Source organism: Lentzea sp. NPDC005914, from assembly GCF_040629405.1.
Taxonomy (GTDB): domain Bacteria; phylum Actinomycetota; class Actinomycetes; order Mycobacteriales; family Pseudonocardiaceae; genus Lentzea.
Genome location: NZ_JBEXVQ010000006.1, coordinates 284,484 through 308,218, shown reverse-complemented (window position 1 = coordinate 308,218; position 23,735 = coordinate 284,484). Strand labels below are relative to the sequence as shown.

Here is a 23,735-nt window from a genome sequence, read left to right as displayed (position 1 = left end):
GCGGAACCGCCCGTTCGGGCACACCTGCTCGAACGGCCGAACAACACTCGACCGGGGGATTGCGCCCGGCGCCCGGACGAGCGTCACTAGTTCGTTCGGGGCCTCAAGGTCCGCTTGATCGTGCAAGGACCTATAGGAATCACCTCGTTAGCCGAATCGGACGAGGCCCCCTCACACCTAACCTTCCGGGGTGACAACTGCGTCCCCGACTTTCACGCGTAAGAGAACCGGCGAGATCCGCGCTGTGTGCCTGGACGTCGACGACACACTTGTCGACTACAGCACTTCTTCGCGCGCCGCGTTGGCCTCGATGGTCGGTAACGCCGACGCCTGGTCGTTGTGGCAGCGAATCACCGACGACCACGTGTCCCGCCAGCTCGCCGGTGAACTCCAGTACGAGGCGATGCGCAACATCCGCACCCAGGCCTTCTTCGCCGCTCTCGGCGAGGAGCTCACGCTGGAAGAAGCCACCCGCCGCGAGCTGGACCGCCAGGAAGTCCTCTCGGCCGGCTGGTGCCTGTTCCCGGACGTCATCCCGATGCTCGACTGGCTGCGCGCCACGGGCCTCCCGATCGCCGCGATCAGCAACGCCTCGGGCCGCCACCAGCGCGTGAAGATCGCCCAGCTGGGCCTCTCGTCGTACTTCGACGCCGTCCTGATCGCCGGCGAGGTCGGCTGCGCCAAGCCGGACCGCGTGATCTTCCACACGGCGTGCCTGGCCCTGGGCGTGCCGCCCGGCGACACAGTCCACGTGGGAGACCGCCTGCACGCCGACGCGATCGGCGCGCGTGACGCCGGAATGCACGGCGTCTGGATCAACCGGACAGGCCCGACCGGCGGCACGCTGCCCGCCGGACTGTCCTCCATCACGGGGCTCGCCGAACTGCCCGAGCTCCTCGTGTGCGAGCTGTCGGCCGCCAACGCCTGAACCAGCCCAGAAACCGGCCCTCACCTGCGCGTTTGCCTGCAGGTGGGGGCCGATTTCACTTCTGGTGGCCGCGTGGTCTAGTATTTCTCCCGGCAGCAACGAAGACCTCGGAACTCCTTCGGGACACCGAAGTCGATCGTGAAAGCCAATGGGGTATGGTGTAATTGGCAGCACGACTGATTCTGGTTCAGTTAGTCTAGGTTCGAGTCCTGGTACCCCAGCTGCAACGGAAGAACTGCCTTCGGGTAAGATTTCCGGGGCTAGCTGAAGAAAGTAAGAATGCGAACTGAATAGCCGGATTTGGACCGGACAGAGCGATCTGATAAGGTTCACCCGGCAAGAAGTTCTAGGGCCCCGTCGTCTAGCGGCCTAGGACGCCGCCCTCTCAAGGCGGTAGCGAGGGTTCGAATCCCTTCGGGGCTACAGAGGTGGGAGAGGTCTGTCAGCGGAAAGCGCTGACAGACCTCTTTCGCTTTGTCTTCTGGGGGCCCAGCCCCCAGACCCCCGGCCGGCGGGGCTTCGCCCCCCGGACCCCCCGTACGTTTCCCATCGGGTAAGCCCGCGTGTGCGTCGATTTCTGGGAATGCCTGCCAACGTTTGGCGATTTGAGTGGTGCGGTGTTTGTGGCTTTGCGCACTGCTTTCGGTGGGCCCGCGTGTCTTGTGGAATGCGCGGCGTGTCGTGGGGCTCAAACGGCAGTGGCCGCCCTCCTTGGGGGGAGAGCGGCCACGGTGGCGTTGGTGCTTTAGAGGCGGCTTTGTAGGGCTTCTGCCGCCGCTAGTAGGTCGGCTGCCCATCTGGCTCCTGGGCGGCGGCCCATTCGGTCAATCGGGCCCGAGACGGAGACTGCGGCTACGACCGCGCCTGAGGAGTCTCTTACTGGGGCTGAGACTGAGGCCACGCCTGGTTCTCGTTCTGCGACGCTTTGGGCCCAGCCTCGGCGGCGTACCTCTAGGAGGGTGCGTTCGCCGTAGACGGCGTCGGCCAGGACGGCGCGTTGGGTGCCTGGGTCGGCCCAGGCAGCTAGGACCTTGGCGCCTGAGCCTGCGGTCATGGGGAGGCGGGCGCCGATCGGGACTGTGTCGCGCAGGCCTGAGGGAGGCTCGGCTGAGGAGACGCAGACGCGTTGCATGCCGTCGCGGCGGTAGAGCTGCACGCTCTCGCCTGTGATGTCGCGCAGGCGTGGCAGTACTGAGGACGCCGCGTCCAGCAACGGGTCCGTCGCGCCGCCGGCCAGTTCGGCCAGTGCGGCGCCTGGACGCCAGCGGCCGTCAGAGCCACGACGCAGCAACCGGTGCACCTCGAGGCCCACGGCCAGGCGGTGCGCGGTCGCTCGTGGAAGGCCGGTGCGGTTGCACAACTCGGCCAGGCCACACGGATCTTTTGCTACGGCGTTCAACACGGCCACTGCCTTGTCCAGCACGCCGATCCCGCTATGCTGTCCCACAAGCCGATACTAACTTCCCAGACAGTGAGAAGTCCAGATCTGTCGGCGCGTCCATGATGTGGGAGATGTCGCGATGAGCCGCACGCTCGCGGAGAAGGTGTGGGAGGCACACGTTGTGCGCCACGGCAGTGGTGCGGAGCCGGACCTGCTCTACATCGACCTCCATCTGCTGCACGAAGTCACCAGCCCCCAGGCGTTCGACGGGCTGCGCCTTGCGAACCGCAAGCTGCGCAGGCCCGACCTGACGATCGCCACCGAGGACCACAACGTCCCGACCGTCGACATCGACAAGCCGATCGCGGACCCCGTGTCACGCCTGCAGGTCGAGACGCTTCGCCGCAACTGCGCGGAGTTCGGCGTGCGGCTGCACCCGATGGGTGACCTCGAACAGGGCATCGTCCACGTGGTGGGTCCGCAGCTCGGCCTCACGCAGCCCGGCATGACCGTTGTGTGCGGCGACAGTCACACGTCCACGCACGGTGCGTTCGGCGCGCTGGCGTTCGGCATCGGCACGTCCGAGGTGGAACACGTGATGGCGACGCAGACGTTGCCGTTGCGACCGTTCAAGACGATGGCCATCAACGTCGACGGCGCGCTGCGGCCCGGCGTCACGGCGAAGGACATCATCCTCGCGGTCATCGCGAAGATCGGAACCGGTGGCGGACAGGGCTATGTGCTCGAGTACCGCGGCCGTGCCATCGAGAACCTTTCGATGGAAGCGCGCATGACGGTCTGCAACATGTCGATCGAAGCGGGCGCGCGCGCCGGCATGATCGCACCGGACGAGACGACTTTCGACTACATCGAGGGCCGTCCGCACGCACCGTCCGGCGCGGACTGGGACGCGGCCGTCGAATACTGGAAGACGCTGCGCACTGACGACGACGCGACTTTCGACGCCGAGGTGCACATCGACGCGGACGAGCTCACGCCGTTCGTCACGTGGGGCACGAACCCCGGCCAGGGCCTGCCTCTGGGCGCGAACATCCCCGACCCCGAGCAGATCGCGGACGAGAACGAGCGCGTGGCCGCCGAGAAGGCGCTGACGTACATGGGCCTGGAGCCGGGCACGCCACTGCGCGACATCCACGTGGACACCGTGTTCCTCGGTTCGTGCACGAACGGGCGCATCGAGGATCTGCGCGCCGCGGCCGACGTCATCAAGGGCAAGCACGTCGCTTCTGGAGTACGGATGCTGGTCGTCCCCGGTTCGATGCGGGTGCGCAAGCAGGCCGAAGAAGAGGGTCTGGACAAGGTCTTCCTCGACGCGGGCGCCGAGTGGCGTCAGGCCGGCTGCTCGATGTGCCTTGGCATGAACCCGGATCAGCTCGCGCCCGGTGAGCGCAGCGCGTCGACCTCCAACCGCAACTTCGAGGGCAGGCAGGGCAAGGGCGGAAGGACGCATCTCGTTTCGCCGCTCGTCGCAGCCGCCACGGCCGTTCGCGGCACCCTGTCGGCACCCGCAGACCTGGAGAACTGAGCCATGGAAGCCTTCACCACCCACACGGGCGTCGGTGTGCCGCTGCGCAGGTCCAACGTGGACACCGACCAGATCATCCCGGCCGTCTACCTCAAGCGCGTGACCCGCAGCGGGTTCGAGGACGGGCTCTTCGCCGCGTGGCGCTCCGATGAGCACTTCATCCTCAACCAGGAGCCGTACAAGTCCGGCAGCGTCCTCGTGGCGGGCCCCGACTTCGGCACCGGGTCCTCACGGGAACACGCCGTCTGGGCGTTGATGAACTACGGCTTCCGCGTGGTCGTGTCGTCCCGGTTCGCCGACATCTTCCGGGGCAACTCGGGCAAGCAGGGTCTCGTGGCGGCGCAGTGCAGCCAGTCCGATGTCGAGCTGCTGTGGAAGCTGCTCGAGTCCGAACCCGGCACGCCGGTCACCGTGGACCTCACCGACAAGACCGTTCGCGCCAAGGACTTGGTTGCCCCGTTCGAGATCGACGACTACACCCGCTGGCGCCTTCTCGAAGGCCTCGACGACATCGCTTTGACGCTGCGCCACGAGGCCGAGATCAGCGCATTCGAGGGCGATCGCCAGACTTGGTTGCCCACAACGGATCCGCTTCCGGCGGTCTGAGAGGGGGCCGGATTCTCCCCTCCAGAGGGGCGAATCCGGCGCCTCCTGTCCCTCGAAGGGGCGCAATTAGCCACGCCACAACGAAAAATCTGGCGTGGCGATTGGTATTTCTCGCGATTTGGGCCTACCGTTGCGTTCTAGTCGGCCCGACTCTTAGGGCCGGGAGCGTCCTGGGAGGGACTGACGGTGAATAAGGCCCAGCTCATCGAGGCGCTCGCCGAGCGCCTTGGAGACAAGAAGACCGCCGGCGCTGCTGTTGACGGCCTCGTGGACGTGATCGTCCGCAGCGTCAACAAGGGCGAGAAGGTCAACATCACGGGCTTCGGCGTCTTCGAGAAGCGCGCCCGTGCGGCTCGCACCGCGCGCAACCCGCGCACGGGCGAGACCGTGAAGGTCAAGAAGACCAACGTGCCCGCGTTCCGCCCCGGCTCGACGTTCAAGGACGTCATCAGCGGCGCGAAGAAGCTGCCGAAGGCCGTTGCGGCCAAGCCGGCCGCGAAGCCCGCTGCCGCCGCGGCTGCGAAGCCCGCTGCTGCCAAGGCTCCGGCCACTCGGGCGACCACCACGCGCGCCACCACCACGACGCGCACTCGCACGGCCGCGGCCGCCACCAAGGCGCCCGCGACCCGTCGCACCACCACGGCCGCAGCGAAGCCCGCTGCTGCCAAGGCGCCCGCGAAGGCGACCGCGACGAAGACCGCCGCTGCGAAGCCGGCCGCCAAGGCGACCGCTGCCAAGAAGCCGGCTGCCGCCAAGACGACGGCTGCGGCCAAGCCCGCCGCGAAGACCACGGCTGCCAAGGCACCCGCGGCTCGCAAGCCGGCTGCCAAGAAGAAGTGAGACGGGCCTCCTGAGGGAGGCTGCGTCACTTCAGAGAACACGCGGAAGGCCTCGGTGTGCGCACACCGAGGCCTTCGTGTTGTCTGCAGACGCGAACTCGCCCCGTGCCCAGGCCCTGGCAGCTTCCGTTGGCACGCCTGCAGGAGCTCAGCCCAGGCGTGGGAGGGGCGCCCGGACTGCCCGTGAAGACGGTCTGAGGATGCCCTGGCACGCCTGGGAAGCGGCTGAGCGTGATCGGAGAAGCCCTGAGGCGCCAGGAAGGCCGGCAGGGTGACCGCGAAGGTGCTTGGCGCGCTCAAGGCCTGGTCGGACGCTCTGGGGGAGCGTAGTTGAGCCGCTCATCAAAGTGCCTCCGGATGCCGTTGCCCGAGAAGGCACTCGCACATCGCCGAATGAAACCGGGGATCGGGCGGTATAGGAATGCCGCCCCCGCACCGGAGAGAAGAGTCCCTCGCACGCCCACCTCTGGTGGCCTCCCCGGAATTGCCGGACGCCCCGAGACGATTGCGAGCCGAACCTTTCGGGCTCCCCCGGCGGCGTTCCGGAACAGCGTCCGGGAACGCCTGAAGCCCCAATAGAAATAACGCCGCCACGCCTGCGAACGCCCCCGGCACAAGCGAAACCGCCGCCTCCGAGGCCGACTTGGTTGCCAGAGGCGAACTTTCGCCGGGCCAGGAAGACGGCGGCGATCAGGCGGTGAAAACGTCTGCAGCGCGCGCTCAGGGACGCGGCAGCGGTGAGGCCAGGTAGTGGGCCGACACCAGCGTTGGCCAGCGCGAAGGTGAGTCCGAAGTGGACCACGTGCCGAACGGGCGGGTGAAGGCCAGCACCCACACGCTGCCCTTCTTGCTCGGGAACTCGGACAGCCGCAGACCACCCATTTCGGCCAGCGCCTGCACCACGGCCGGGATCACACCGCCCTGCGAGGACAGGACCGCCCGGCCTTCGAGAGCGGCCACCTCCAGCAGCCGCACCAGACCGGCGTCCGGGTCGGGCCAGTAGCCCTCCTCGGACAGCCGCGCCTCCTCGACCATCTCGACGGCCAGGTCCGAAGCCACGCCCCGCACGGTGTCCGCACACCGCACCCTGGGCGCCGTGTGCACACGCGTGGGCGACCACAGGGGCAACAGGGACCGCAGCGCTGCGGCCTGCTTCCAACCCGCGTCCGAGAGCGGGCGGAGGTCGTCATCGCCGTCCCACTCGGACCGCTTCCCGGCCTTCGCGTGCCGCACCAGCAACACCAGCAACAGGTCCGCGGGCAGCCTGTCGAACTCCGCCAGCACGTCGCGGTCGTGCGCGTACGTCACCACCGCGGCGGCCTCGGCCACCGGCAGCCACTTCAACGAGTCGACCTCGTCGTTGGCCACGAAAGAACCCGAGACGGCTTCGGCGGCGTAGTAGTCGACGGTCTTCGCAACGCCCCGCGTCTTGTACGAGGTCTGCAGCAGATACCGGCCGAGCACGCACGCGTACCCGGTCTCCTCCATGACCTCCCGTGCCACGCAGGCCGGGATCGTCTCTCCCCGGTCCAGCTTTCCTTTCGGCAACGACCAGTCGTCATAACGCTGGCGGTGCACCACGGCGACTTCGACGTCACCGTCGGCATCGCGCCAGAGCACCGCCCCAGCAGCTTTGATCACCCAAGAGCTCCGTGCTTGTGGAGAAGTTCCATCTGGTGGTCCCGCACCGACGAGCCGTCGGACGGCGACGCTTCCCATTCTCCGTCAGCGCGCAGCACCCAGCAGCGCGTCTGCGGGTCGAGCGCGGAGGTGAAGATGTCGGCCAGTTGCGCGGCCAGTCGCGGGTTCATGACGCGCACGGCCACCTCGACGCGGCGGTCCAGGTTGCGGTGCATCATGTCCGCGCTGCCGATCCAGTACTCGTCGAGGCCCGCGAAGTGGAAGATCCGCGAGTGCTCCAGGAACCGGCCCAGGATCGAGCGCACGCGGATGTTCTCCGACATGCCCTTCACGCCGGGCTTCAGGCTGCAGATGCCGCGCACCACGATGTCGACGGGCACACCGGCCTGCGACGCGCGGTACAGCGCGTCGATGATCTGCTCGTCCACGAGCGAGTTCACCTTGATGCGCACACCGGAGGGCTCGCCCGCCTGCGCGCGTTCGATCTCCAGGTTGATCCGGTCCACGATGCCCCTGCGGACGCCGTACGGCGCCACCAGCAGCGTGCGGTACTCGTCCTGGCGCGCGTATCCGGTGAGGACGTTGAACAGGTCCGTGAGGTCCGCGCCGATCGTCGGCTCGGCCGTGAGGATGCCGACGTCCTCGTACAGCCGCGCGGTCTTCGGGTTGTAGTTGCCGGTGCCGATGTGGCAGTAGCGCCGGATCGTCGAACCCTCCTGGCGCACGACCAGCGACGTCTTGCAGTGCGTCTTCAGGCCCACCAGGCCGTAGACGACGTGCACGCCCGCCTTCTCCAGCGCTCGCGCCCACTTGATGTTCGCCTGCTCGTCGAAGCGCGCCTTGAGCTCCACGAGCGCCACGACCTGCTTGCCCGCCTCGGCCGCGTCGATCAGCGCGTCCACGATGGGCGAGTCGCCCGAGGTGCGGTACAGCGTCTGCTTGATGGCGAGCACGTGCGGGTCGGCGGCAGCCTGCTCGATGAAGCGCTGCACCGACGTGGAGAACGAGTCGTACGGGTGGTGCACGAGCACGTCACCCTCGCGCAGCGTCGCGAAAACACTCTTCGGCGTCTCGCGCTCACCGAACGCGGGGTGCGTCGCCGGCACGAACGCCGGGTCCTTCAACGTCTTGCGGTCGATGCCGTACAGCTGCCACAGGCACGACAAATCGAGCAATCCAGGCACCGTGACGACGTCGTGCGGGTCGACGTCCATCTCCCGCAGCAGCAACTCGAGCATGTGCTCGGTCATGTCGTCGGCCACCTCGAGCCGGACAGGCGGACCGAACCGGCGCCGCGCGAGCTCGCGTTCCAGCGCCTGCAACAGGTCCTCGTCGCGGTCCTCTTCCACCTCGAGGTCGGCGTTGCGCGTGACGCGGAACGCGTGGCACTCGATGACCTCCATGCCCGCGAACAGCTCGCCCAGGTGCGCGGCGATGAGTTCCTCCAACGGCAGGAAAGTCGCCGAGGAAGACGAACGGTCCGCCTCCACACGGACGAGGCGCGGCACGTTGTCCGGCACCTTCACGCGGGCGAACCGCTCGCCGCCGCCCTCGGGGTCGCGCACGGTGACCGCGAGGTTCAGCGAGAGCCCGGAGATGTAGGGGAACGGGTGCGCCGGGTCGACCGCCAGCGGCGTCAGGACCGGGAACACCTGCTCGCTGAAGTAGTTGGAGAGCCGCAGCCGGTCGTAGTCGGTGAGGTCGCCCCACGTCACGATGCTGATCTGGTGCTGTTCCAGGCCAGGCCGGATGTGGTCGAGGAACGCGCGGGCGTGCTGCTCGACGAGTTCCTGTGAGCGCTTGGAGATCCCCACGAGCTGCTCGAGCGGCGTGAGCCCGTCCGCGCTGCGCACCGTGAGGCCGGTCTCCGCGCGCCGCTTCAGGCCCGCCACCCGGACCATGTAGAACTCGTCCAGGTTCGAGGCGAAGATCGCGAGGAACTTCGCGCGCTCCAGCAGTGGCTGCGAGGAGTCCTCGGCCAGCGCGAGCACGCGGGAGTTGAAGTCCAACCAGGACAGTTCACGGTTGAAATACCGGTCGTCCGGCAGATCCGTGGGCATGGTGGCGGACGTCACCGCGGGCGGCGCCGAGGGCACGCCGCGCACCGGCGTCGCGACCGGCTGGGTCGGCTGGGTCTTCGTCCGAGGAGGGTTGGAGGCCCGCCTCGTCGCCGCGCGAGGCTGCTTGCGCGGGGTCGCCGCGGGCGGGGACGCCGCTGCCTTGCCGCGCGTCGAGCGGCGTCGAGAGGGGGTCGCCTTGCCGTCGTTGTCGTCCGTGCTCACGTCCCGCATTGTTCCGCACTATCGCCGTGAGCGCCCCTAACCAGGACGTCCGACTGGTGAACTCCTCGTCACAGAACAGGCAACCGCAGGGCGACGACGGCCCCGTCGGGACTACGTTCGAGGGTCACCCGCTGACCCGGTCGCAGCATTCGCCAGCCACCCGCGGTGACCGCGGCCGCGCTCACGTCGAGCAAAACGCCGTCATCACGCAGAACGACGGCTGAGCCGTCACTGTTGAACGTTGACACCGTCGCCTGCACGGAGCAGAAGCTTAGACGTTCGGACCTACTCGTCTCATTTGCCGCGCTGCCAGGGTCGAGGGCATGAAGGTTATAGCCACATTGACCGCGGCGGCCTTGCTGGCGTTCACCACGGCAGGCCTGGCTTCGGCGGCGGCGGCCGAACCCAAGACCCCCACGGTGGACAAACCACGCCTGCAGGCGGCGGCGAAGAACGTGCGACTGAAGGCGACCCTGCCCGACTCACAACGCGCGATCTCGATTGCGTTCGCCCAGTACGGGCACCGCGACGTCGCGTTCGTCAGCCTGGAGACCGGGCTGAAGACGTTCGACGTCACCGACCTCGACCACCCGAAGCTCCTCGACCACCTCACCAAGCAGGAGATGGCGCTGCCGGGCGACGACCCGACGAAGATCTTCTGGGAGAACGAGGACATCAACGTCGACCCGGTCCGCAAGCTCGCGTTCCTGGCCCGGGAAGTCAACTCGTTCGGACGCACGCTTCCCGGCGACCGCCCGACCGGCAACTACATCGTGTCCGCTGTGGACCCGGCCGACCTCAAGATCCTGGCGTTCCACCGGCAGGACACCGGCCACACGACCACCTGCATCAACGACTGCCAGTTCCTGTGGACGGCCGGGCGCGACCGGTCGGACGCCAAGACCGGGCGGATCTTCGTCACGGACATCCGCGATCCGAAGACCCCGAAAGAACTTCCGGTCTCGATCGACGTCCGCGGCAAGCCGGGCGAAGGAAAAATCACGCACGACGTGCAGGTCGACGCGCAGGGCATCGCGTGGGTCGCCGGCGACAACGGCACGCGCGGCTACTGGACGCAGGGCTGGCACCGCGACCCGTTGAGCGGCAAGTTCCGCGAGGCGAAGGCGTGGGACCCGATCGCGTACGCGGGCGGCACCGTCCCGAAGGCGGACATGCCGACCTCGTTCACGCACAACTCGTTCCGCCCGACCGGCGCGACGCTGGCCGACGGACCCCGCCCCACACCGGAGAACCCGCCGGGCAGCCTGCTGCTGCACACCGAGGAGGCGTTCGGGTCGCCTACGTGCAAGACCGAGGGCCGGTTCGTCATCTCGTCGCTGAAGGGCTCGTACAACGGCGAGGGCTGGAGCGCGCAGCCGTTCGAGATGAAGACGGTCGGCGTGTGGAGCCCGGACGACCAGGAGGGCACCATCCCCGGTGACGTCGAGTGCTCGGCGCACTACTTCGACGTGAACAAGCGGATCGTGGCCTACTCCTGGTACGAGCAGGGCACCCGGTTCCTCGACATCTCCAACCCGGCCAAGCCGATCCAGATCGGCTACTGGCGGCCGGACTCGGCCGTGTCGTGGGCGCCGTACTGGCACAAGAACAGCGTTTTCATCGCCGACATCTCGCGCGGCGTCGAGATCGTGTCGCTGGAGAAGGGTGCCTACGAGGCGCAGGAGAGCGGCACGAACGTGACGCTCACGACGGAGTACTCGAAGGAACTGGCCAGGGAGAGCGGACGCGACCGCGTGCCGCTCGCCCCGAACCCGTTCTACGGCTGGGCCTGCCCGATGGTCGCGAGCCGCGACGACTCGGCGGACTGCGGCGCGGGAGCGTGCGGCGCACCCTGCTGAGCGATCCCCGCTTCGACAGCGGCTTTCGCGCGCTGGCGAGTGATCACCCTCCTGCCGACGTTGATCATCGGGATCTCCACGGTCAGGTAGAGGACGCTCGCCAGCGCCAAGCCCAGCCCGGTGACCATCACGGACTGTCCGATACCGGACAAGGCGGGCCAGAAGAACCAGATGACCGTCGCGGCGATCGTCTGCACCAGGTAGAGCGAGTACGAGCGCTCGCCCACGAACTGCATCGGCTTCGTGGACAGGAAAGTCGTCGCCGGTCCTGGCGCGACCAACGAGGTGAGCAGCACCGCCGTCGCGAGCGCGTACACCGGAATGATCAGCACGTGACCAGGGATTCCGTTGATCCTGTCGAGGAATCCGGCGATCGGCTTCACGCTCAGGTGCACGCCGACGAATCCAATCGAGACGATCACCTGCGCGACCGGGTTCGTCAGCGGCCGCAGCAACGCGAATCCGCGCGGACTGTGCAACGCGACGGCGAGCAGAACCCCGGTCAGGATCGAGAAGTAGTGCAGCGGCCAGCCCGGGTTGCTGTGAGACGTTGTGAAGTTGACGACCACGAGCGCGAACAGCATGCCGAGGACGGCGGCACCGGCGCGGCGCTTGAGCACGACGGTGCCCAGCGCGATCGCCACCAGCGGCCAGACCAGGTAGAACTTCTGCTCGATGCCCAGCGACCACGACTGTCCGTACGGGCTCGCGCCCGCGAACTCGTTGGTGAACGTCAGGAAGTACCTCAGCGAGGGACCGATGCCGTTGCTGGTGAACGTGCCGTAGAGCGCCGATCCGACCGCGGTGACCAGCAGGAGCACGAAGTACACGGGCAGAATCCGGAACGACCGCCGCAGGTAGAACTCCTTCAGCGAGATCCGGCCGCTACGGCGTTCCTCGCGCAGCATCAGCGTCGTGATGAGGAATCCGCTGAGGACGAAGAACATCTGAACCCCCGCCCAGCCCTGCAGCCAGTCCGGGCCCCCGTAGTGGAAGAACACCACCAGCACCGCGGCAATGGCACGGAGGCCGTCGAGAGCGGGAAAGCGGCGCAACGCCAGGTAGTCGGCGTGCGTCAACGACTTCATGCAGGTACACCTCTGGGCAAGCGTCGGGGAACGACGTCGGGGGTACGCCGTTTGCATCAGGGGATACGGATGTAAAGGTGCCGGGGTTCCCCGTCGCGTTGCTCCGAACAACGTTTTCGTGGCGTTCGTCACTTAACACTTGGGCAATGGTGAAAGCGACCACAGGGGAGCGGACGCCACGATCTGACCGCCTTCTCGCGTCAGCGCGCCGCCGCGGACTTCCACCAGGTACGCGCCATCGGTCGTGTGCATCGTCGCGCCGCTGCGGATGTCGGTGACGTAGGCGGACTCCGAGTGCCACGACACGAAGTCGCCGCTCACGCGCGGAAACACGATGCCTTCGGTCATCGGCGCGGTCTTGATCTCGGCCAGCTGACGTGGTGCCGCCCAGTCCGAGCGCCATCCGTGCAGCTCGTCGTCACCTTGGGTCCACACCAGCGTGCGGCCGTCCGACGCGACACTCGCGATGGCCGAAGCGTCCTTCAAAGGCTCGGGAAGTGGCGTTTCCGACCCGAACTTCCCCTGCTGCACCCAGATGACGGCGTCACCGAACAACGCCGGTGAGGTGCCCTCGCCGACGACCTTGTCCTTCTTCTTCGCGAGGTCGTAGACGTGGATGGACTTGTTGTCCGACCAGACGGCTTTGCCGTTGTGCACCACGGCAACGCTGCCGCCGATCCGCACGGGCGCGCCGTCGTTGCGCGAGTCCCACGCGTAGGTGGTGACGGTGTGGTTCTCGGGGTGCGGCGTGGTGGAGAACGTGACCCAGCGGCCGTCGTACTCGACGCCGAAGATCTGTGCCTGGCCCTGCACCGCCATCACCTGCTGGCGTTTGTCGTTGTCGCGCAGCACGAGCTCGGTCGTCTGGTTGCGTTTCGTGCGCACCAGCGTCGTTTCGGCGTTCTCGTCGGCGCCGACGATGGTCACCCGTTCGTGCGAGCCCACCTCCGTCTGGTTGCGGGCGAGCTCGTCCTTCCACTGCTGTGGCAGGCCGACGCTGCACGACACGAGCTTGTCCGGTGCGGTGTAGTCCGGCGGCCGGTCGTTCTGCACCGCGGCGGCACATCCGGAAATGACCGTGATCGCCGCCAGCACGATCAGTGTTCGCATCTTCTCCCCAGGGTTCGATCACCCCAGAGGACGCGTGTGGATCGCTCAGGTTGTCCAGGCGGGCAAGGCGTTCGCGGTGTGCGCGCCGAGACCGAGCGTCAACGCGAGGCGCAGATCTTCTTCCGTGTCCACGTCACAGCGCAGCGTTGGCCACGGCCCGATCAGCGCGATCGCACCGGAATTCCGGTGGTGCCCAGCCGATCCGACGCCGAACCGCGGATCGAGCTCACCTCGGGGCGTGGCGAGGAGCAACGTCGTGCCGGTGCCCTGCCGATCGGGGACGAACGCGCGCCTGCCGTTGGCTGCTTCGAGTGCGGCTTGGAGCTCAGAGGACCGGAGCGCGGGGAGGTCGGCCTGGAGCGCGCCGATGCGGGACGACCGGAGCGTGCGCGCGCCGTGCATCAGAGCCTCGTTGAGTCCGGGCTCCGGTGGCTCGGGCACGGACTCGACGCCCAGCGCGGCCATCTCGGCGGCGACGGCCGGGTCCGATGTGATCGTCACCACGCGACGGACGCCCGGCGTGGCCAGAGCGGCGCTCACCGTGTCCATGGCGAGCGCCAGCGCCAGTGCCGCGTGCGACACCGGATCTCCGCCGGTCGCGCTGGTCAGCCTGGTCTTGGCCCTGTCGAGCGTTTTGACCGGTACGACGAGGTCGACTTCATCCCTCACCTCGTCATAGTCCACGATCCGGCGACTAGTGCGTCGACCACTAACCCTCGCCCCTCGATTTCCGCCGTTCAGACGGGTGCATCGTGGTGTCGGCCCCCGCCCCCCATATTGGACATATGGGGGGCGGGGGTCGACACCACGAGGTGCCCTGCTGGGCGCCGGAAGCGAGGGGTGAGGATTGTGGTCGACGCACTACTGTGCTCATGGGCGCAGTTCTTGCAGGTCCGGGAGTGAGGAGAGGCCACGTGGCCAAGGAGAAGGGCGGCTTCTGGGTCGGGGTCGCCGCGGCGATCGTCTACCCCATGTCGTTCGTGCTGGGCAGGCACCGGATCCTGCACGGCGACCGCATCCCGCGCCAGGGGTCGGCGTTGCTCGTGATGAACCACATCTCGCACCTCGACCCGTGCTACGACGCCGTGTTCGTGCACCGCAACGACCGGGTGCCGCACTTCCTCGCCAAGCACAGCCTGTGGAACGTGCCGATCATGGGCTCGATCCTGAAGGGCGCGAAGCAGATCCCGGTCTACCGGGGCACGTCGGACGCGCAGCAGAGCCTGCGGGCGGCGCACGAGGCGCTGGAGACCGGCCAGGTCGTGGTGATCTACCCCGAGGGCACCATCACCAAGGACCCCGACGGCTGGCCGGCGAACTCGCGCACCGGCGTCGCGCGGCTCGCGTTGCAGCACGACGGCCCGGTCATCCCGGTCGCCCGCTGGGGCACGCTGGACCTCTACAACCACTACCAGAAGAAGTTCCGGCCGTTGCCCCGCAAGACGATCACGCACTTCGTCGGTGAGCCGATCGACCTGTCCGCCTACCGCGGCAAGGAGGAGACGCTCCCGCTGCTGCGCGAGGTCACCGATCTGCTCATGAACCACGTGAAGGACCAGCTCGCCGAGGTTCGCCAGCAGCCGGCGCCCGAAGGCTTCTACGGACCGAGGAAGGCCTGACCATGGCGATCGAACGCGTTGCGGTGCTCGGCGCCGGTTCGTGGGGCACGACGTTCGCGAAGGTCATCGCGGACTCCGGCCCCGAGGTCGTGCTGTGGGCGCGGCGGCAGGAGGTCGCCTCGACGATCACCGAGACCCGCGTGAACGCCGACTACCTGCCCGGCATCTCGTTGCCCGCCAACCTGGCCGCCACCTCCGACCCGGCCAAGGCGCTGGACGGTGCGGACGCCGTCGTGCTGGCCGTGCCGTCGCAGACGTTGCGGGTCAACCTGTCGGCGTGGAAGGAGCTGCTGCCTCCGGACGCGACGCTGGTGTCGTTGTCCAAGGGCGTCGAGCTCGGCACGGGCAAGCGGATGAGCGAGGTGATCCGCGAGGTCGCCGGCGTCGGCGAGTCGCAGGTGGCCGTGGTGTCCGGGCCGAACCTGGCCAAGGAGATCGCCGTCGGGCAGCCGACCGCGACCGTCATCGCGTGCACGGACCACGACCGCGCGGTCGACCTGCAGCACGCGTGCTCGAACTCGTACTTCCGCCCGTACACCAACACCGATGTCGTCGGCTGCGAGCTGGGCGGGGCGTGCAAGAACGTCATCGCGCTGGCGTGCGGCATGGCGGCGGGCATGGGCTACGGCGACAACACGATGGCGTCGATCATCACGCGCGGCCTGGCCGAGACCGCCCGTCTCGGCGCGGCTCTCGGTGCCGACCCGCTGACGTTCGCCGGTCTGGCAGGGCTGGGCGACCTCGTGGCGACCTGTGCGTCGCCGTTGTCGCGCAACCGGTCCTTCGGCGAGCGGCTCGGCAAGGGCGAGACTCTCGCGCAGGCGCAGGAAGCCGCGCACGGTCAGGTCGCCGAGGGCGTGAAGTCGTGCTCCTCGATCCGCGACCTGGCGCGGGCGCACGACGTCGACATGCCGATCACCGAAGGCGTGCACGAGGTGTGCCACGACGGGCTGAGCGTGCGCGACCTCGGTGCCGCGCTGCTGGGCCGTGACCGCAAGCACGAGCGCCAGTGAGCGAGCTCGGTGACGGCACGCGGGTCGTCCACGCGGTGTCGGGTGAGCCGGGCGAACCGTTCGGTGCGCAGCCGGTGTTCGCGTCGGCGTTCCACTTGGGCGGTTCGGACTACTACGGCCGCGCGGGCAACCCGACGTGGCGTTCTCTCGAGAGCGCGCTGGGGTCGCTGGAAGGCGGCGAGTGCGTCGTCTTCCCGTCCGGGATGGCGGCGATCTCCACGCTGCTGCGGGTCGTGCTGTCCACTGGGGACACTCTGGTGGTCCCGTCGGACGGCTATTTCCTGACTCGCAAGTTCGTGTCCGAAATGGACGTGAACGTCGTCGAAGTGCCCACGTGCGGGCCGTACCCGTCCTTCGGCGGGGTGAAACTGGTTCTGCTGGAGACGCCGTCGAACCCCGGCCTGGACGTGTGCGACATCGCCGAGCTCGCCTCGAAGGCGCAGGAAGCGGGGGCGTTGCTGGCGGTCGACAACACGACCGCGACGCCGTTGGGCCAGCGGCCGCTGGAGCTCGGCGCCGACATCGTCGTGGCGTCGGACACCAAGGCGGTCGCGGGGCACAGCGATGTCCTTTTCGGACACGTGACGGTGGCTTCCGCGGAGCTGGCCGCGAAGGTGCGGGACGCGCGGACGTTGAACGGCGCGATTCCGGGTCCCTTCGAAACCTGGCTTGCGTTGCGCGGACTGGGAACGCTGGACCTGCGGCTCGCGCGGCAGGCGGAGAACGCGGCGGCGATCTACTCGTTGCTCAAGGGCCGTGTGGCCGGGCTGCGCTGGCCGGGCGCTCCGGAAGACCCCGCGTACCTCGTTGCGGCGCAGCAGATGCGGCGGTTCAACGGCGTGCTGACGTTCGAGCTCGAGGACGTGGCGGCCGTGGAGAAGTTCCTGGCGCGCTCGAAGCTGGTGTCGGCGGCGACGTCGTTCGGCGGCCTGCACTCCACGGCGGACCGGCGCGCGCAGTTCGGCGACCCGGTGCCCGAGGGGCTGGTGCGCTTCTCGGCCGGCTGTGAGGACACTCGAGACCTGGTCGCGGACGTGTCCCAAGCTTTGGGCCTGGTTTGACAGAGGGTCCCGGTTCCGGGACCCTCTGCGTCATGTCCTTCAACGCATGTTGCTGTTGTACCTGGCGATAGTCCCGCGTCCTCGTTTCGCGCACTCGCCTGGTAAGGACTTTTCCCGATGTTCGCCGTTCCTGAGAACAGCCTCGTTCTGCCTGAAAACACCGCGTTGCTGCACCCCGTCCGGGTGGCTCTGGCGTGGGCGGCCGACCGCGACCGCTGGAAGCACCTGCTCCGGTACGACCCGGAGGAGCGCTTCTCGGCGTTGGTCGACAAGACCGACGACCAGGAGATCTGGCTCATGAGCTGGCTCCCCGGTCAGATCGCCTCGCTGCACGACCACGATCACACCTCGGGCGCGTTCACCGTGGTCAGCGGCCTGCTGACCGAGGTCGTGACGACCCGCATCCAGGTCGTGCACTCACTTCACGCCGGTCAGTCGCGCGTGTGGGGGCCCGGCTACGTGCACCAGGTGCGCAACGACGGCGTGGATCCGGCCGTGTCGATCCACGTCTACCGTCACGGCACACGCGCCATGACCTCCTACCGCTACGACCCGGTCAACGGCCCCGTGCGCTGACGTGCGGCGGGATCGCCTTGTCCGTCTCGTGCGGCACCGGCGCACCCCACGACGTGATGAGCGGCATGTGCCCCGCCCACACGAGGTTCTGCGCGAGGTCATCTGGATCCTCGCCGGGTCCGCCCTCGCGCACCTTCACGCTCGCCTCGGTGAGGTCGATCTCCAGCGCGGCCGTCTGCGCGAGCTCCTTCTTGGACGGCTCGCGCGCGTAGTCCCAGCTACCGGGCGTGACGTGCTCGACGATCGTCTTGAGTGCGTGCGCGGGGTCGTCGGCGATCTTCGCGGTGCCGTGGATGATCGCGGAGCGGTAGTTCATCGAGTGGTGGAACACCGACCGTGAGTACACAACGCCGTCCACGAGCGTGACCGCGACGCAAACCTGCTTGCCTTCCAGCATGCTCCTGATGGACCGTGAGCCCGTCGACCCGTGCAGGAAGATGCGGTTGCCGTCCCGCCCGTACGCGGTGGGGATCAGGAACGGCGCCCCGTCGACCTCCACGGCGAGGTGGCAGACCAGACCGGCGTCGAGAATGTCGTAGAGCACCTGGCGGTCTTCGACGGCTCGCTTCTTGCCGCGGACGACGGTGCTGTGCGGGGTGGGAGAGAGCTGCAGGTCAGAGGTCATGCTCCTACTGTGACCCGCGAAGTGGCATCATTGAAGCGCCATTATCCGCCGATTTGAGAATGCCACTTCGTGCTGCGGGCCTGCCGGGAGTGTCGGTGCTGTCTGGGAGAATTACAACAAGGGGTCCCCTTCGCCGGGGGACGCCTGCGCGAGCGTGGGAGGCCGTCCATGGCTGAGCTGTCCATGGTTGAGCTGTCCGTGGCTGAGGCCGTCCGTGGCTGAGACCGCGCTTCCCGTCGCGCTGGACCGCGAGTCCGCTGAACCGCTCGCCGTCCAGCTGGCCGATGCTCTCCGCTCCGCCGCGTCCGAGGGAAGACTGCGTGCGGGCGACCGTCTGCCGTCCACGCGCGCGTTGGCCGAGTCGCTCGGTGTCTCGCGCACGGTGACAGCCGCCGCCTACGACCAGCTCCATGCCGAAGGCTGGATCGCGGGCCGCCACGGCTCCGGCACGTACGTCACCACGACCCCGCCCGGCCCGTTGCGCAAACGTTCGCGCAAGGCCGTCGCACCCGCCATCACCGACTTCGTCGATCTCGGCACCGGCGCGCCGTGGGCAGGCGGCCTCGACCGGGCGGCCTGGCGCCGAGCCTGGCGTGCCGCGGCCGACGCACCGCCGTTGTCCCGGCCCGAACGCGCCGGCCTGCCCGAATACCGCGAGGCCATCGCCGAACACCTGCTGCGTCACCGAGGCTTGGCCGTCAACGCCGACCCCGTGCTCGCGACCGGCGGCACCACCGCGGTCCTGACCGAGATCGCGGTCGCCGTTCTGAAGCGCGGCGACGCCGTGGCCGTCGAAGAGCCCGGCTACCAACGCGCCGTGGGCGTCTTCCGGGCCAACGGCTTGAAGGTCGTCCAGGCTGCCGTCGACGCCGAGGGCCTTCTCCCCGAGGCGGTCCCGCCCGGAGTGAAGGCCGTCTACTGCTCGCCCGCCCACCAGTACCCGCTCGGCGGCCGCATGTCGGCGGGTCGCAGGGTGGCGCTGGTCGAGCGCGCGAGGCGAGACGGCTGGCTCGTCATCGAGGACGACTACGACGGCGAGCTCCGTTACGACGTGGCACCGCTGCCCTCGCTCGCGGCCTTGGCCCCGGACGTCGTCGTCCACCTCGGCACCACGAGCAAGATCCTCACCCCGACCCTGGGCGCGGGCTGGATGGTCGCGCCCGAGCACATCGCCACGACGATCCTCGAACACCGCGATCTGACCGGCACCGGCCCGGCCGCCGCGGGCCAACGGGTGGTCGTCGAACTGGCACGCATGGGTGACCTGGGCCGCCACCTGCGCAAACTGCGGCGGGAGCTGTCCGAGCGCCGCGCGTTGATCGTCGACACGTTCGCCGAAGCCGGGATCAAGGTGCTCGGCGACGACGCGGGTGCTCACGTCGTGGTGCTGCTGCCGAGCGCCGAGCAGGAACGCGAGGTCATGCGGCAGGCACTCGAACGCGGCCTGCGGCTGGACGGCCTGGCCAGGCACTACGTCAACCGGGCCAAGTTCCACGGTCTCGCCGTCGGCTACAGCGCGTGCTCCCGCGAGCAGCTGGTCAGCGCTCTGCCGATCCTCACCGAGCTGATCACGCGGAACGGCTGACCACGACCACCGCGCGCGTCGTGACGAACCTCAGCACCTCGTTCACCAGATCGACAGCAGAGCGGAGGCAGCGAATGGCTGAACCGGATCACCCGTGGGTCGCGGACGACTTCGAGGTCCCGCGCGGACTCGCCACCGAGTCGTTCCGCCTGGAGCCTCTCGGCCCCCAGCACAACGAGCGAGATCACCGGGCGTGGACGACCAGCATCGAGCACATCCGGTCGACACCCGGCTTCGACACCTGGACCTGGCCGCCCGCCGAGGGGATGTCGCTGGAGCGCAACCTCTCCGATCTGCGCAGGCACGCGAACGACTTCACCCAACGTGCCGGCTTCACCTATTCGGTGCTCGACGAAGAAGACGTGATCGGCTGCGTGTACATCTATCCGGCGCGCGACGACCGCACCGTGGCAAGGGTGCACTCTTGGGTGCGGGCCGACAGGGCAGAGCTGGACAAGCCACTGCACGACGCGGTTTCCGCCTGGCTGGCGTACGACTGGCCGTTCCCCGAGGTTCGCTACGCGCCTCGAACTGGTGAGTAGGCACAATCGCCCAAACGGGTAGGGTCGGGCCCCATGACGCAGCGCAAGACGAGGGTGGCCGTGGTCTTCGGCGGCCGCAGCTCCGAGCACGAGGTCTCCTGCCAGTCCGCCAAGAGTGTCCTGCCCTACCTGGACGCGGACCGCTTCGAGGTGGTGCCGGTCGGCATCACACCGCAGGGGCAGTGGGCACTCGGCACGGACCCGACCGCGCTGGAGGCAGGCGCCGGCACCCTCCCCACGCTGCGCAACCAGACCGTCGCCGCGATCGAGCCCGGCCAGGCTTTGAAGGACGTCGACGTCGTCTTCCCGCTGCTGCACGGCGCGTGGGGTGAGGACGGCACGATCCAGGGCCTGCTCGAGCTGGGCGGCCTGCCCTACGTCGGGCCGGGCGTGTTCGCCAGCGCCGCCGCCATGGACAAGATCTTCGCCAAGAAGATCCTGCAGGCCGAGGGACTCCCGGTCGGCAAGTTCGTGGCGCTGGACCGCGCCGCCACGACGTTGACGCTGGACGAGCGCGAGCACCTCGGCCTGCCGGTGTTCGTGAAGCCGTCGCGCGCCGGGTCGTCCGTCGGCATCTCCAAGGTGAGCGACTGGGCGGACCTCGACGCCGCGATCTTCGAGGCGCGCCAGCACGACCCCAAGGTCATCATCGAGGCCGCCGTGCCGAACATGCGCGAGATCGAACTCGCCGTGCTGGAGTTCCCGGACGGCCGCGTCGAGGCCTCGCTGCCCTGCGAGCTGCGTCCGGTCGGCGAGCGCGTCGAGTGGTACGACTTCGACGCCAAGTACGTCGACGACTCCTACGAGGCCGACATCCCGGCGAAGCTCGATGACGACATCGCCGCGGCACTGCGCGAGATGGCCGTCACCGCGTTCAAGGCGCTCGACTGCCAGGGACTGTCCAGGGTGGACTTCTTCCTCACCGAGCACAACGAGCTGATCATCAACGAGCTCAACACGATGCCGGGCTTCACGCCGATCTCCATGTACCCCAAGGCGTGGGAGGCGACGGGCATCGACTTCACGACGTTGCTGACCACGTTGATCGACACGGCGATCGCGCGCGGCTCGGGCCTTCGTTAGGGCGAAGTCCTGACCGGCTGCTTCGGCAGAAGGTCGCGCACCGTCGTGGAGATGTCCTGCAACGGTCCGGTGCCCGCGTCGCCGGGCACCGTCAGCGCGACGTACGCGCCGCGGTCGACGATCACCCACGTCGAGCTGCCGGAACCGGTCAGCTGCAGCCATTGCACGTCCGAGATCACGCGCAGCTGCGAGGTCGCGGACAGCTCGGACGGCCTGGGCAGCCCGCAGCGCAGGACCACCGGATCGTGTTTGGCGTCACCCCACGCCACCGTCGCGGGTGGTGCGGGGGAGGCGATCTCCCGGCGCGGCAGCATGTCCTTCCCGGACGGCAGCCCCACCGGCAGCTTCTCGATCAACGACGTGCACGGCTCGGAGCCCGCGTCGGGTGCGTCGATCGAGACCAGCGCGAGAGGGCCCGTGCGACCGGGCACGTCGTCGGTCTGGCCACCCGTGCCCAGCACGAGACCGAGCGCGGCGACACCGATGGCGAGCAGCACGGCGAGCCCGACCGCCGCGAGCAGCGGCCGGGACAGCGCCGACGTGGATTCCTGCTGAGTCACCCAGTTATGACAACACGAGCTAGAGATGCACGACCGGGCAGGTCAACGTACGAGTGATGCCTTCGACGTTTTGGATGCGCGCGACCACGAGCTGGCCGAGCTGGTCGACGGTGTCCGCTTCAGCACGGACGATGACGTCGTAAGGACCGGTGACGTCTTCTGCGGTTGCTACCCCGGTGATTCCGGAAATCTCGGAGGCGACTGCGGCGGCCTTGCCGACCTCGGTCTGGATGAGGATGTATGCATGCACCACGGCGTGCCCCTTCGTCGCGACAGGTTGGGTCGAGGTAGGAACGTGTCACGCAACGTACCCCAGTTGGGGTTCCGAATGCTCAGATTGGGAGGCAACTTTGCGTCCGGAGCCGCCGCGCGACGCGGAGACGGTCGCCGAAGTGGGTGAGTTCAATCTCATCCACCGGGTGACGACCGGCCGGGCGCAACCGGAGACCACGATCCTCGGTCCCGGTGACGACGCGGCCGTCGTCGCCGTGCCGGACGGGCGGGTCGTCGCCTCCATGGACGTGCTGGTCGAGGGTGTCCACTTCAGACTCGACTGGTCCAGCCCCGAGCAGGTGGGCCGAAAAGCGGCCGCGGTGAACCTCGCGGACGTCGTCGCGATGGGTGCGTTGCCGTCCGGTCTGCTCGTCGGGATCGCGTGTCCCGGTGACACTCCCGCGGCGACGATCCAGGGGATCATGTCGGGCCTCTGGCAGGAGGCGGCGACGGCCGGCGCCGGCATCGTCGGCGGCGACATGGTCAGCTCCGCGACGCTGGTGATCTCCATCACCGCAATGGGTGACATGAACGGACTTGAGCCGATCACACGTTCCGGCGCGCTCGTCGGCGACGTCGTGGCGGTGACCGGACGGCTCGGCTGGGCGGCCGCCGGACTGGCCGTGCTGGGGCGCGGATTCCGTTCGCCGGTCGGCATCGTCAACGCCCAGCGCACGCCCGAGCCGCCATACGAAGAAGGCCCGAAGGCCGCCGAGGCGGGCGCCACGTCGATGATCGACGTTTCGGACGGCCTGCTGCAGGACCTCGGCCACATCGCGGACTCGTCGGGCGTCGCGATCGACATCCGCACCGAGTTGCTGCCGTTGCACCAGCGGCTGCTTGACGTCGCGTCGGCGCTCGGCGGTGACGCACGGCACTGGGCGCTGACCGGAGGCGAAGATCACGCGCTCGCCGCGACCTTCCCCGGCCCCAAGTCGGTTCCGGAGAACTGGACGACCATCGGCACGGTCCGCGCAGGTGGGGGCGTGACGGTCGACGGCAGGGTTTATGAAAAACCCCCTGGCTGGGAGCACTGGCGCGCGTAAACTGGTCGATGTGGAACTATGCACGCGCACGTATGACCATCCAGACTCGGTCAAGATGATCGCCGACCTCCAGCAGGTCTACGTCGAGCGCTACGGCGACGTCGACGTCACGCCGGTCGACCCGGCGCAGTTCACCGCACCGCTCGGCTACTTCGTCATCGGCTACCTCGACGGCGTGCCCGTCGCGTGCGGTGGCTGGCGCGTGAACGACGAGCTCGCCGGTGCCGCCGAGATCAAGCGGATGTACGTCGTCGACATCGCACGTGGCAAAGGCCTCTCACGGCTCGTGCTCGCCCACCTGGAAATGACCGCGCGCGAGGCGGGCCTTCAGCGGATAGTGCTGGAAACCGGCCTCCGCCAGCCCGAGGCGATCAGCCTGTACACCTCCAGCGGCTACGAGCGGATCGACAACTTCGGTGTCTACCGCGACCACCCGGAGAGCCGCTGCTTCGGCAAGCCGTTGTAGGTTCGG

At 68.3% G+C, this 23,735-nt stretch carries 23 protein-coding genes and 2 tRNA genes; 16 read left to right on the top strand and 9 right to left on the bottom strand.

The window, feature by feature from the left end:
- Window positions 1-190: 190 nt before the first annotated feature.
- The 3 genes from ABZ345_RS11330 to ABZ345_RS11320 all read left to right on the top strand — a co-directional run bounded on the left by ABZ345_RS11330 (window position 191) and on the right by ABZ345_RS11320 (window position 1,351).
- Entirely contained in the window at window positions 191-928 is a 738-nt protein-coding gene (locus ABZ345_RS11330; RefSeq protein WP_359845642.1) for an HAD family hydrolase, read from the top strand.
- Between the two features lie 149 nt (window positions 929-1,077).
- Window positions 1,078-1,149: transfer RNA gene (locus ABZ345_RS11325), tRNA-Gln, on the top strand.
- A gap of 129 nt (window positions 1,150-1,278) precedes the next feature.
- A tRNA-Glu gene (locus ABZ345_RS11320) sits at window positions 1,279-1,351 on the top strand.
- A gap of 322 nt (window positions 1,352-1,673) precedes the next feature.
- Here the strand turns inward: ABZ345_RS11320 and ABZ345_RS11315 are convergent.
- Window positions 1,674-2,375, bottom strand: coding sequence for an IclR family transcriptional regulator (locus ABZ345_RS11315; RefSeq protein ID WP_166043375.1), 702 nt, complete (start codon window positions 2,373-2,375; stop codon window positions 1,674-1,676).
- A gap of 73 nt (window positions 2,376-2,448) precedes the next feature.
- On the opposite strand from ABZ345_RS11315, the gene leuC reads away from it, so the two are divergent.
- The 3 genes from leuC to ABZ345_RS11300 all read left to right on the top strand — a co-directional run bounded on the left by leuC (window position 2,449) and on the right by ABZ345_RS11300 (window position 5,301).
- Window positions 2,449-3,855, top strand: a complete 1,407-nt coding sequence (leuC, locus tag ABZ345_RS11310) for a 3-isopropylmalate dehydratase large subunit (protein WP_359845639.1) — start codon at window positions 2,449-2,451, stop codon at window positions 3,853-3,855.
- A gap of 3 nt (window positions 3,856-3,858) precedes the next feature.
- Complete coding sequence (gene leuD / locus ABZ345_RS11305; protein ID WP_359845636.1) at window positions 3,859-4,461, top strand: 3-isopropylmalate dehydratase small subunit; 603 nt, start codon at window positions 3,859-3,861, stop codon at window positions 4,459-4,461.
- 186 nt (window positions 4,462-4,647) lie between these two features.
- Window positions 4,648-5,301: an HU family DNA-binding protein gene (locus tag ABZ345_RS11300; RefSeq protein WP_359845633.1), complete on the top strand. Its 654-nt coding sequence runs from the start codon at window positions 4,648-4,650 to the stop codon at window positions 5,299-5,301.
- A gap of 719 nt (window positions 5,302-6,020) precedes the next feature.
- On the opposite strand, the gene ABZ345_RS11295 is transcribed toward ABZ345_RS11300, so the two are convergent.
- Window positions 6,021-6,938, bottom strand: coding sequence for an NUDIX hydrolase (locus tag ABZ345_RS11295; RefSeq protein WP_359845767.1), 918 nt, complete (start codon window positions 6,936-6,938; stop codon window positions 6,021-6,023).
- Complete coding sequence (locus ABZ345_RS11290; RefSeq protein ID WP_359845630.1) at window positions 6,938-9,232, bottom strand: RNA degradosome polyphosphate kinase; 2,295 nt, start codon at window positions 9,230-9,232, stop codon at window positions 6,938-6,940. Before ABZ345_RS11290 ends, ABZ345_RS11295 begins: the two co-directional genes overlap by 1 nt.
- Before the next feature lie 314 nt (window positions 9,233-9,546).
- Between ABZ345_RS11290 and ABZ345_RS11285 the strand changes: the two genes are divergently transcribed.
- Complete coding sequence (locus tag ABZ345_RS11285; protein ID WP_359845627.1) at window positions 9,547-11,082, top strand: hypothetical protein; 1,536 nt, start codon at window positions 9,547-9,549, stop codon at window positions 11,080-11,082.
- On the opposite strand, the gene ABZ345_RS11280 is transcribed toward ABZ345_RS11285, so the two are convergent.
- From ABZ345_RS11280 to cofC, 3 genes are all read right to left on the bottom strand, one after another.
- Entirely contained in the window at window positions 11,001-12,170 is a 1,170-nt protein-coding gene (locus tag ABZ345_RS11280; RefSeq protein ID WP_359845624.1) for an acyltransferase, read from the bottom strand. The genes ABZ345_RS11285 and ABZ345_RS11280 overlap by 82 nt on opposite strands.
- A gap of 132 nt (window positions 12,171-12,302) precedes the next feature.
- The gene (locus ABZ345_RS11275; RefSeq protein ID WP_359845621.1) at window positions 12,303-13,280 is read right to left on the bottom strand and encodes a hypothetical protein; all 978 of its coding nucleotides are present in this window, start codon (window positions 13,278-13,280) and stop codon (window positions 12,303-12,305) included.
- Window positions 13,281-13,325: 45 nt separating this feature from the next.
- Window positions 13,326-13,949, bottom strand: a complete 624-nt coding sequence (cofC, locus tag ABZ345_RS11270) for a 2-phospho-L-lactate guanylyltransferase (RefSeq protein ID WP_359845619.1) — start codon at window positions 13,947-13,949, stop codon at window positions 13,326-13,328.
- Between the two features lie 302 nt (window positions 13,950-14,251).
- On the opposite strand from cofC, the gene ABZ345_RS11265 reads away from it, so the two are divergent.
- From ABZ345_RS11265 to ABZ345_RS11250, 4 genes are all read left to right on the top strand, one after another.
- Entirely contained in the window at window positions 14,252-14,899 is a 648-nt protein-coding gene (locus tag ABZ345_RS11265; RefSeq protein ID WP_359845764.1) for a lysophospholipid acyltransferase family protein, read from the top strand.
- A 2-nt stretch (window positions 14,900-14,901) separates the two neighbouring features.
- Window positions 14,902-15,912 (top strand): NAD(P)H-dependent glycerol-3-phosphate dehydrogenase, encoded by a 1,011-nt coding sequence (locus tag ABZ345_RS11260; RefSeq protein ID WP_359845616.1) that lies wholly within the window; start codon window positions 14,902-14,904, stop codon window positions 15,910-15,912.
- Window positions 15,909-16,973: a cystathionine gamma-lyase gene (locus ABZ345_RS11255; protein ID WP_359845613.1), complete on the top strand. Its 1,065-nt coding sequence runs from the start codon at window positions 15,909-15,911 to the stop codon at window positions 16,971-16,973. The genes ABZ345_RS11260 and ABZ345_RS11255 overlap by 4 nt, the downstream gene beginning before the upstream one ends.
- Window positions 16,974-17,090: 117 nt before the next feature.
- The gene (locus ABZ345_RS11250; protein ID WP_359845610.1) at window positions 17,091-17,549 is read left to right on the top strand and encodes a cysteine dioxygenase family protein; all 459 of its coding nucleotides are present in this window, start codon (window positions 17,091-17,093) and stop codon (window positions 17,547-17,549) included.
- Here the strand turns inward: ABZ345_RS11250 and ABZ345_RS11245 are convergent.
- The gene (locus ABZ345_RS11245; protein ID WP_359845607.1) at window positions 17,530-18,174 is read right to left on the bottom strand and encodes a pyridoxamine 5'-phosphate oxidase family protein; all 645 of its coding nucleotides are present in this window, start codon (window positions 18,172-18,174) and stop codon (window positions 17,530-17,532) included. The two genes, ABZ345_RS11250 and ABZ345_RS11245, sit on opposite strands and share 20 nt — an antisense overlap.
- A gap of 214 nt (window positions 18,175-18,388) precedes the next feature.
- On the opposite strand from ABZ345_RS11245, the gene ABZ345_RS11240 reads away from it, so the two are divergent.
- The 3 genes from ABZ345_RS11240 (at window position 18,389) to ABZ345_RS11230 (ending at window position 21,384) form a co-directional block, all read left to right on the top strand.
- Window positions 18,389-19,759 (top strand): PLP-dependent aminotransferase family protein, encoded by a 1,371-nt coding sequence (locus ABZ345_RS11240; RefSeq protein WP_359845604.1) that lies wholly within the window; start codon window positions 18,389-18,391, stop codon window positions 19,757-19,759.
- Between the two features lie 74 nt (window positions 19,760-19,833).
- The gene (locus ABZ345_RS11235; RefSeq protein WP_359845601.1) at window positions 19,834-20,301 is read left to right on the top strand and encodes an N-acetyltransferase; all 468 of its coding nucleotides are present in this window, start codon (window positions 19,834-19,836) and stop codon (window positions 20,299-20,301) included.
- 33 nt (window positions 20,302-20,334) lie between these two features.
- A complete protein-coding gene (locus ABZ345_RS11230; protein ID WP_359845598.1) occupies window positions 20,335-21,384 on the top strand; it encodes a D-alanine--D-alanine ligase family protein in 1,050 nt (349 codons plus the stop codon).
- Here ABZ345_RS11230 and ABZ345_RS11225 read toward each other — a convergent pair.
- Entirely contained in the window at window positions 21,381-21,944 is a 564-nt protein-coding gene (locus tag ABZ345_RS11225; RefSeq protein ID WP_359845595.1) for a DUF3515 domain-containing protein, read from the bottom strand. The genes ABZ345_RS11230 and ABZ345_RS11225 overlap by 4 nt on opposite strands.
- A 19-nt stretch (window positions 21,945-21,963) precedes the next feature.
- Window positions 21,964-22,197, bottom strand: a complete 234-nt coding sequence (locus ABZ345_RS11220; RefSeq protein WP_053736927.1) for an Lrp/AsnC ligand binding domain-containing protein — start codon at window positions 22,195-22,197, stop codon at window positions 21,964-21,966.
- A 97-nt stretch (window positions 22,198-22,294) separates the two neighbouring features.
- Between ABZ345_RS11220 and ABZ345_RS11215 the strand changes: the two genes are divergently transcribed.
- Both ABZ345_RS11215 and ABZ345_RS11210 read left to right on the top strand, forming a co-directional pair.
- Window positions 22,295-23,263, top strand: a complete 969-nt coding sequence (locus ABZ345_RS11215) for a thiamine-phosphate kinase (RefSeq protein ID WP_359845592.1) — start codon at window positions 22,295-22,297, stop codon at window positions 23,261-23,263.
- Between the two features lie 55 nt (window positions 23,264-23,318).
- The gene (locus ABZ345_RS11210; RefSeq protein WP_359845589.1) at window positions 23,319-23,729 is read left to right on the top strand and encodes a GNAT family N-acetyltransferase; all 411 of its coding nucleotides are present in this window, start codon (window positions 23,319-23,321) and stop codon (window positions 23,727-23,729) included.
- The last annotated feature ends 6 nt before the right edge of the window (window positions 23,730-23,735 follow it).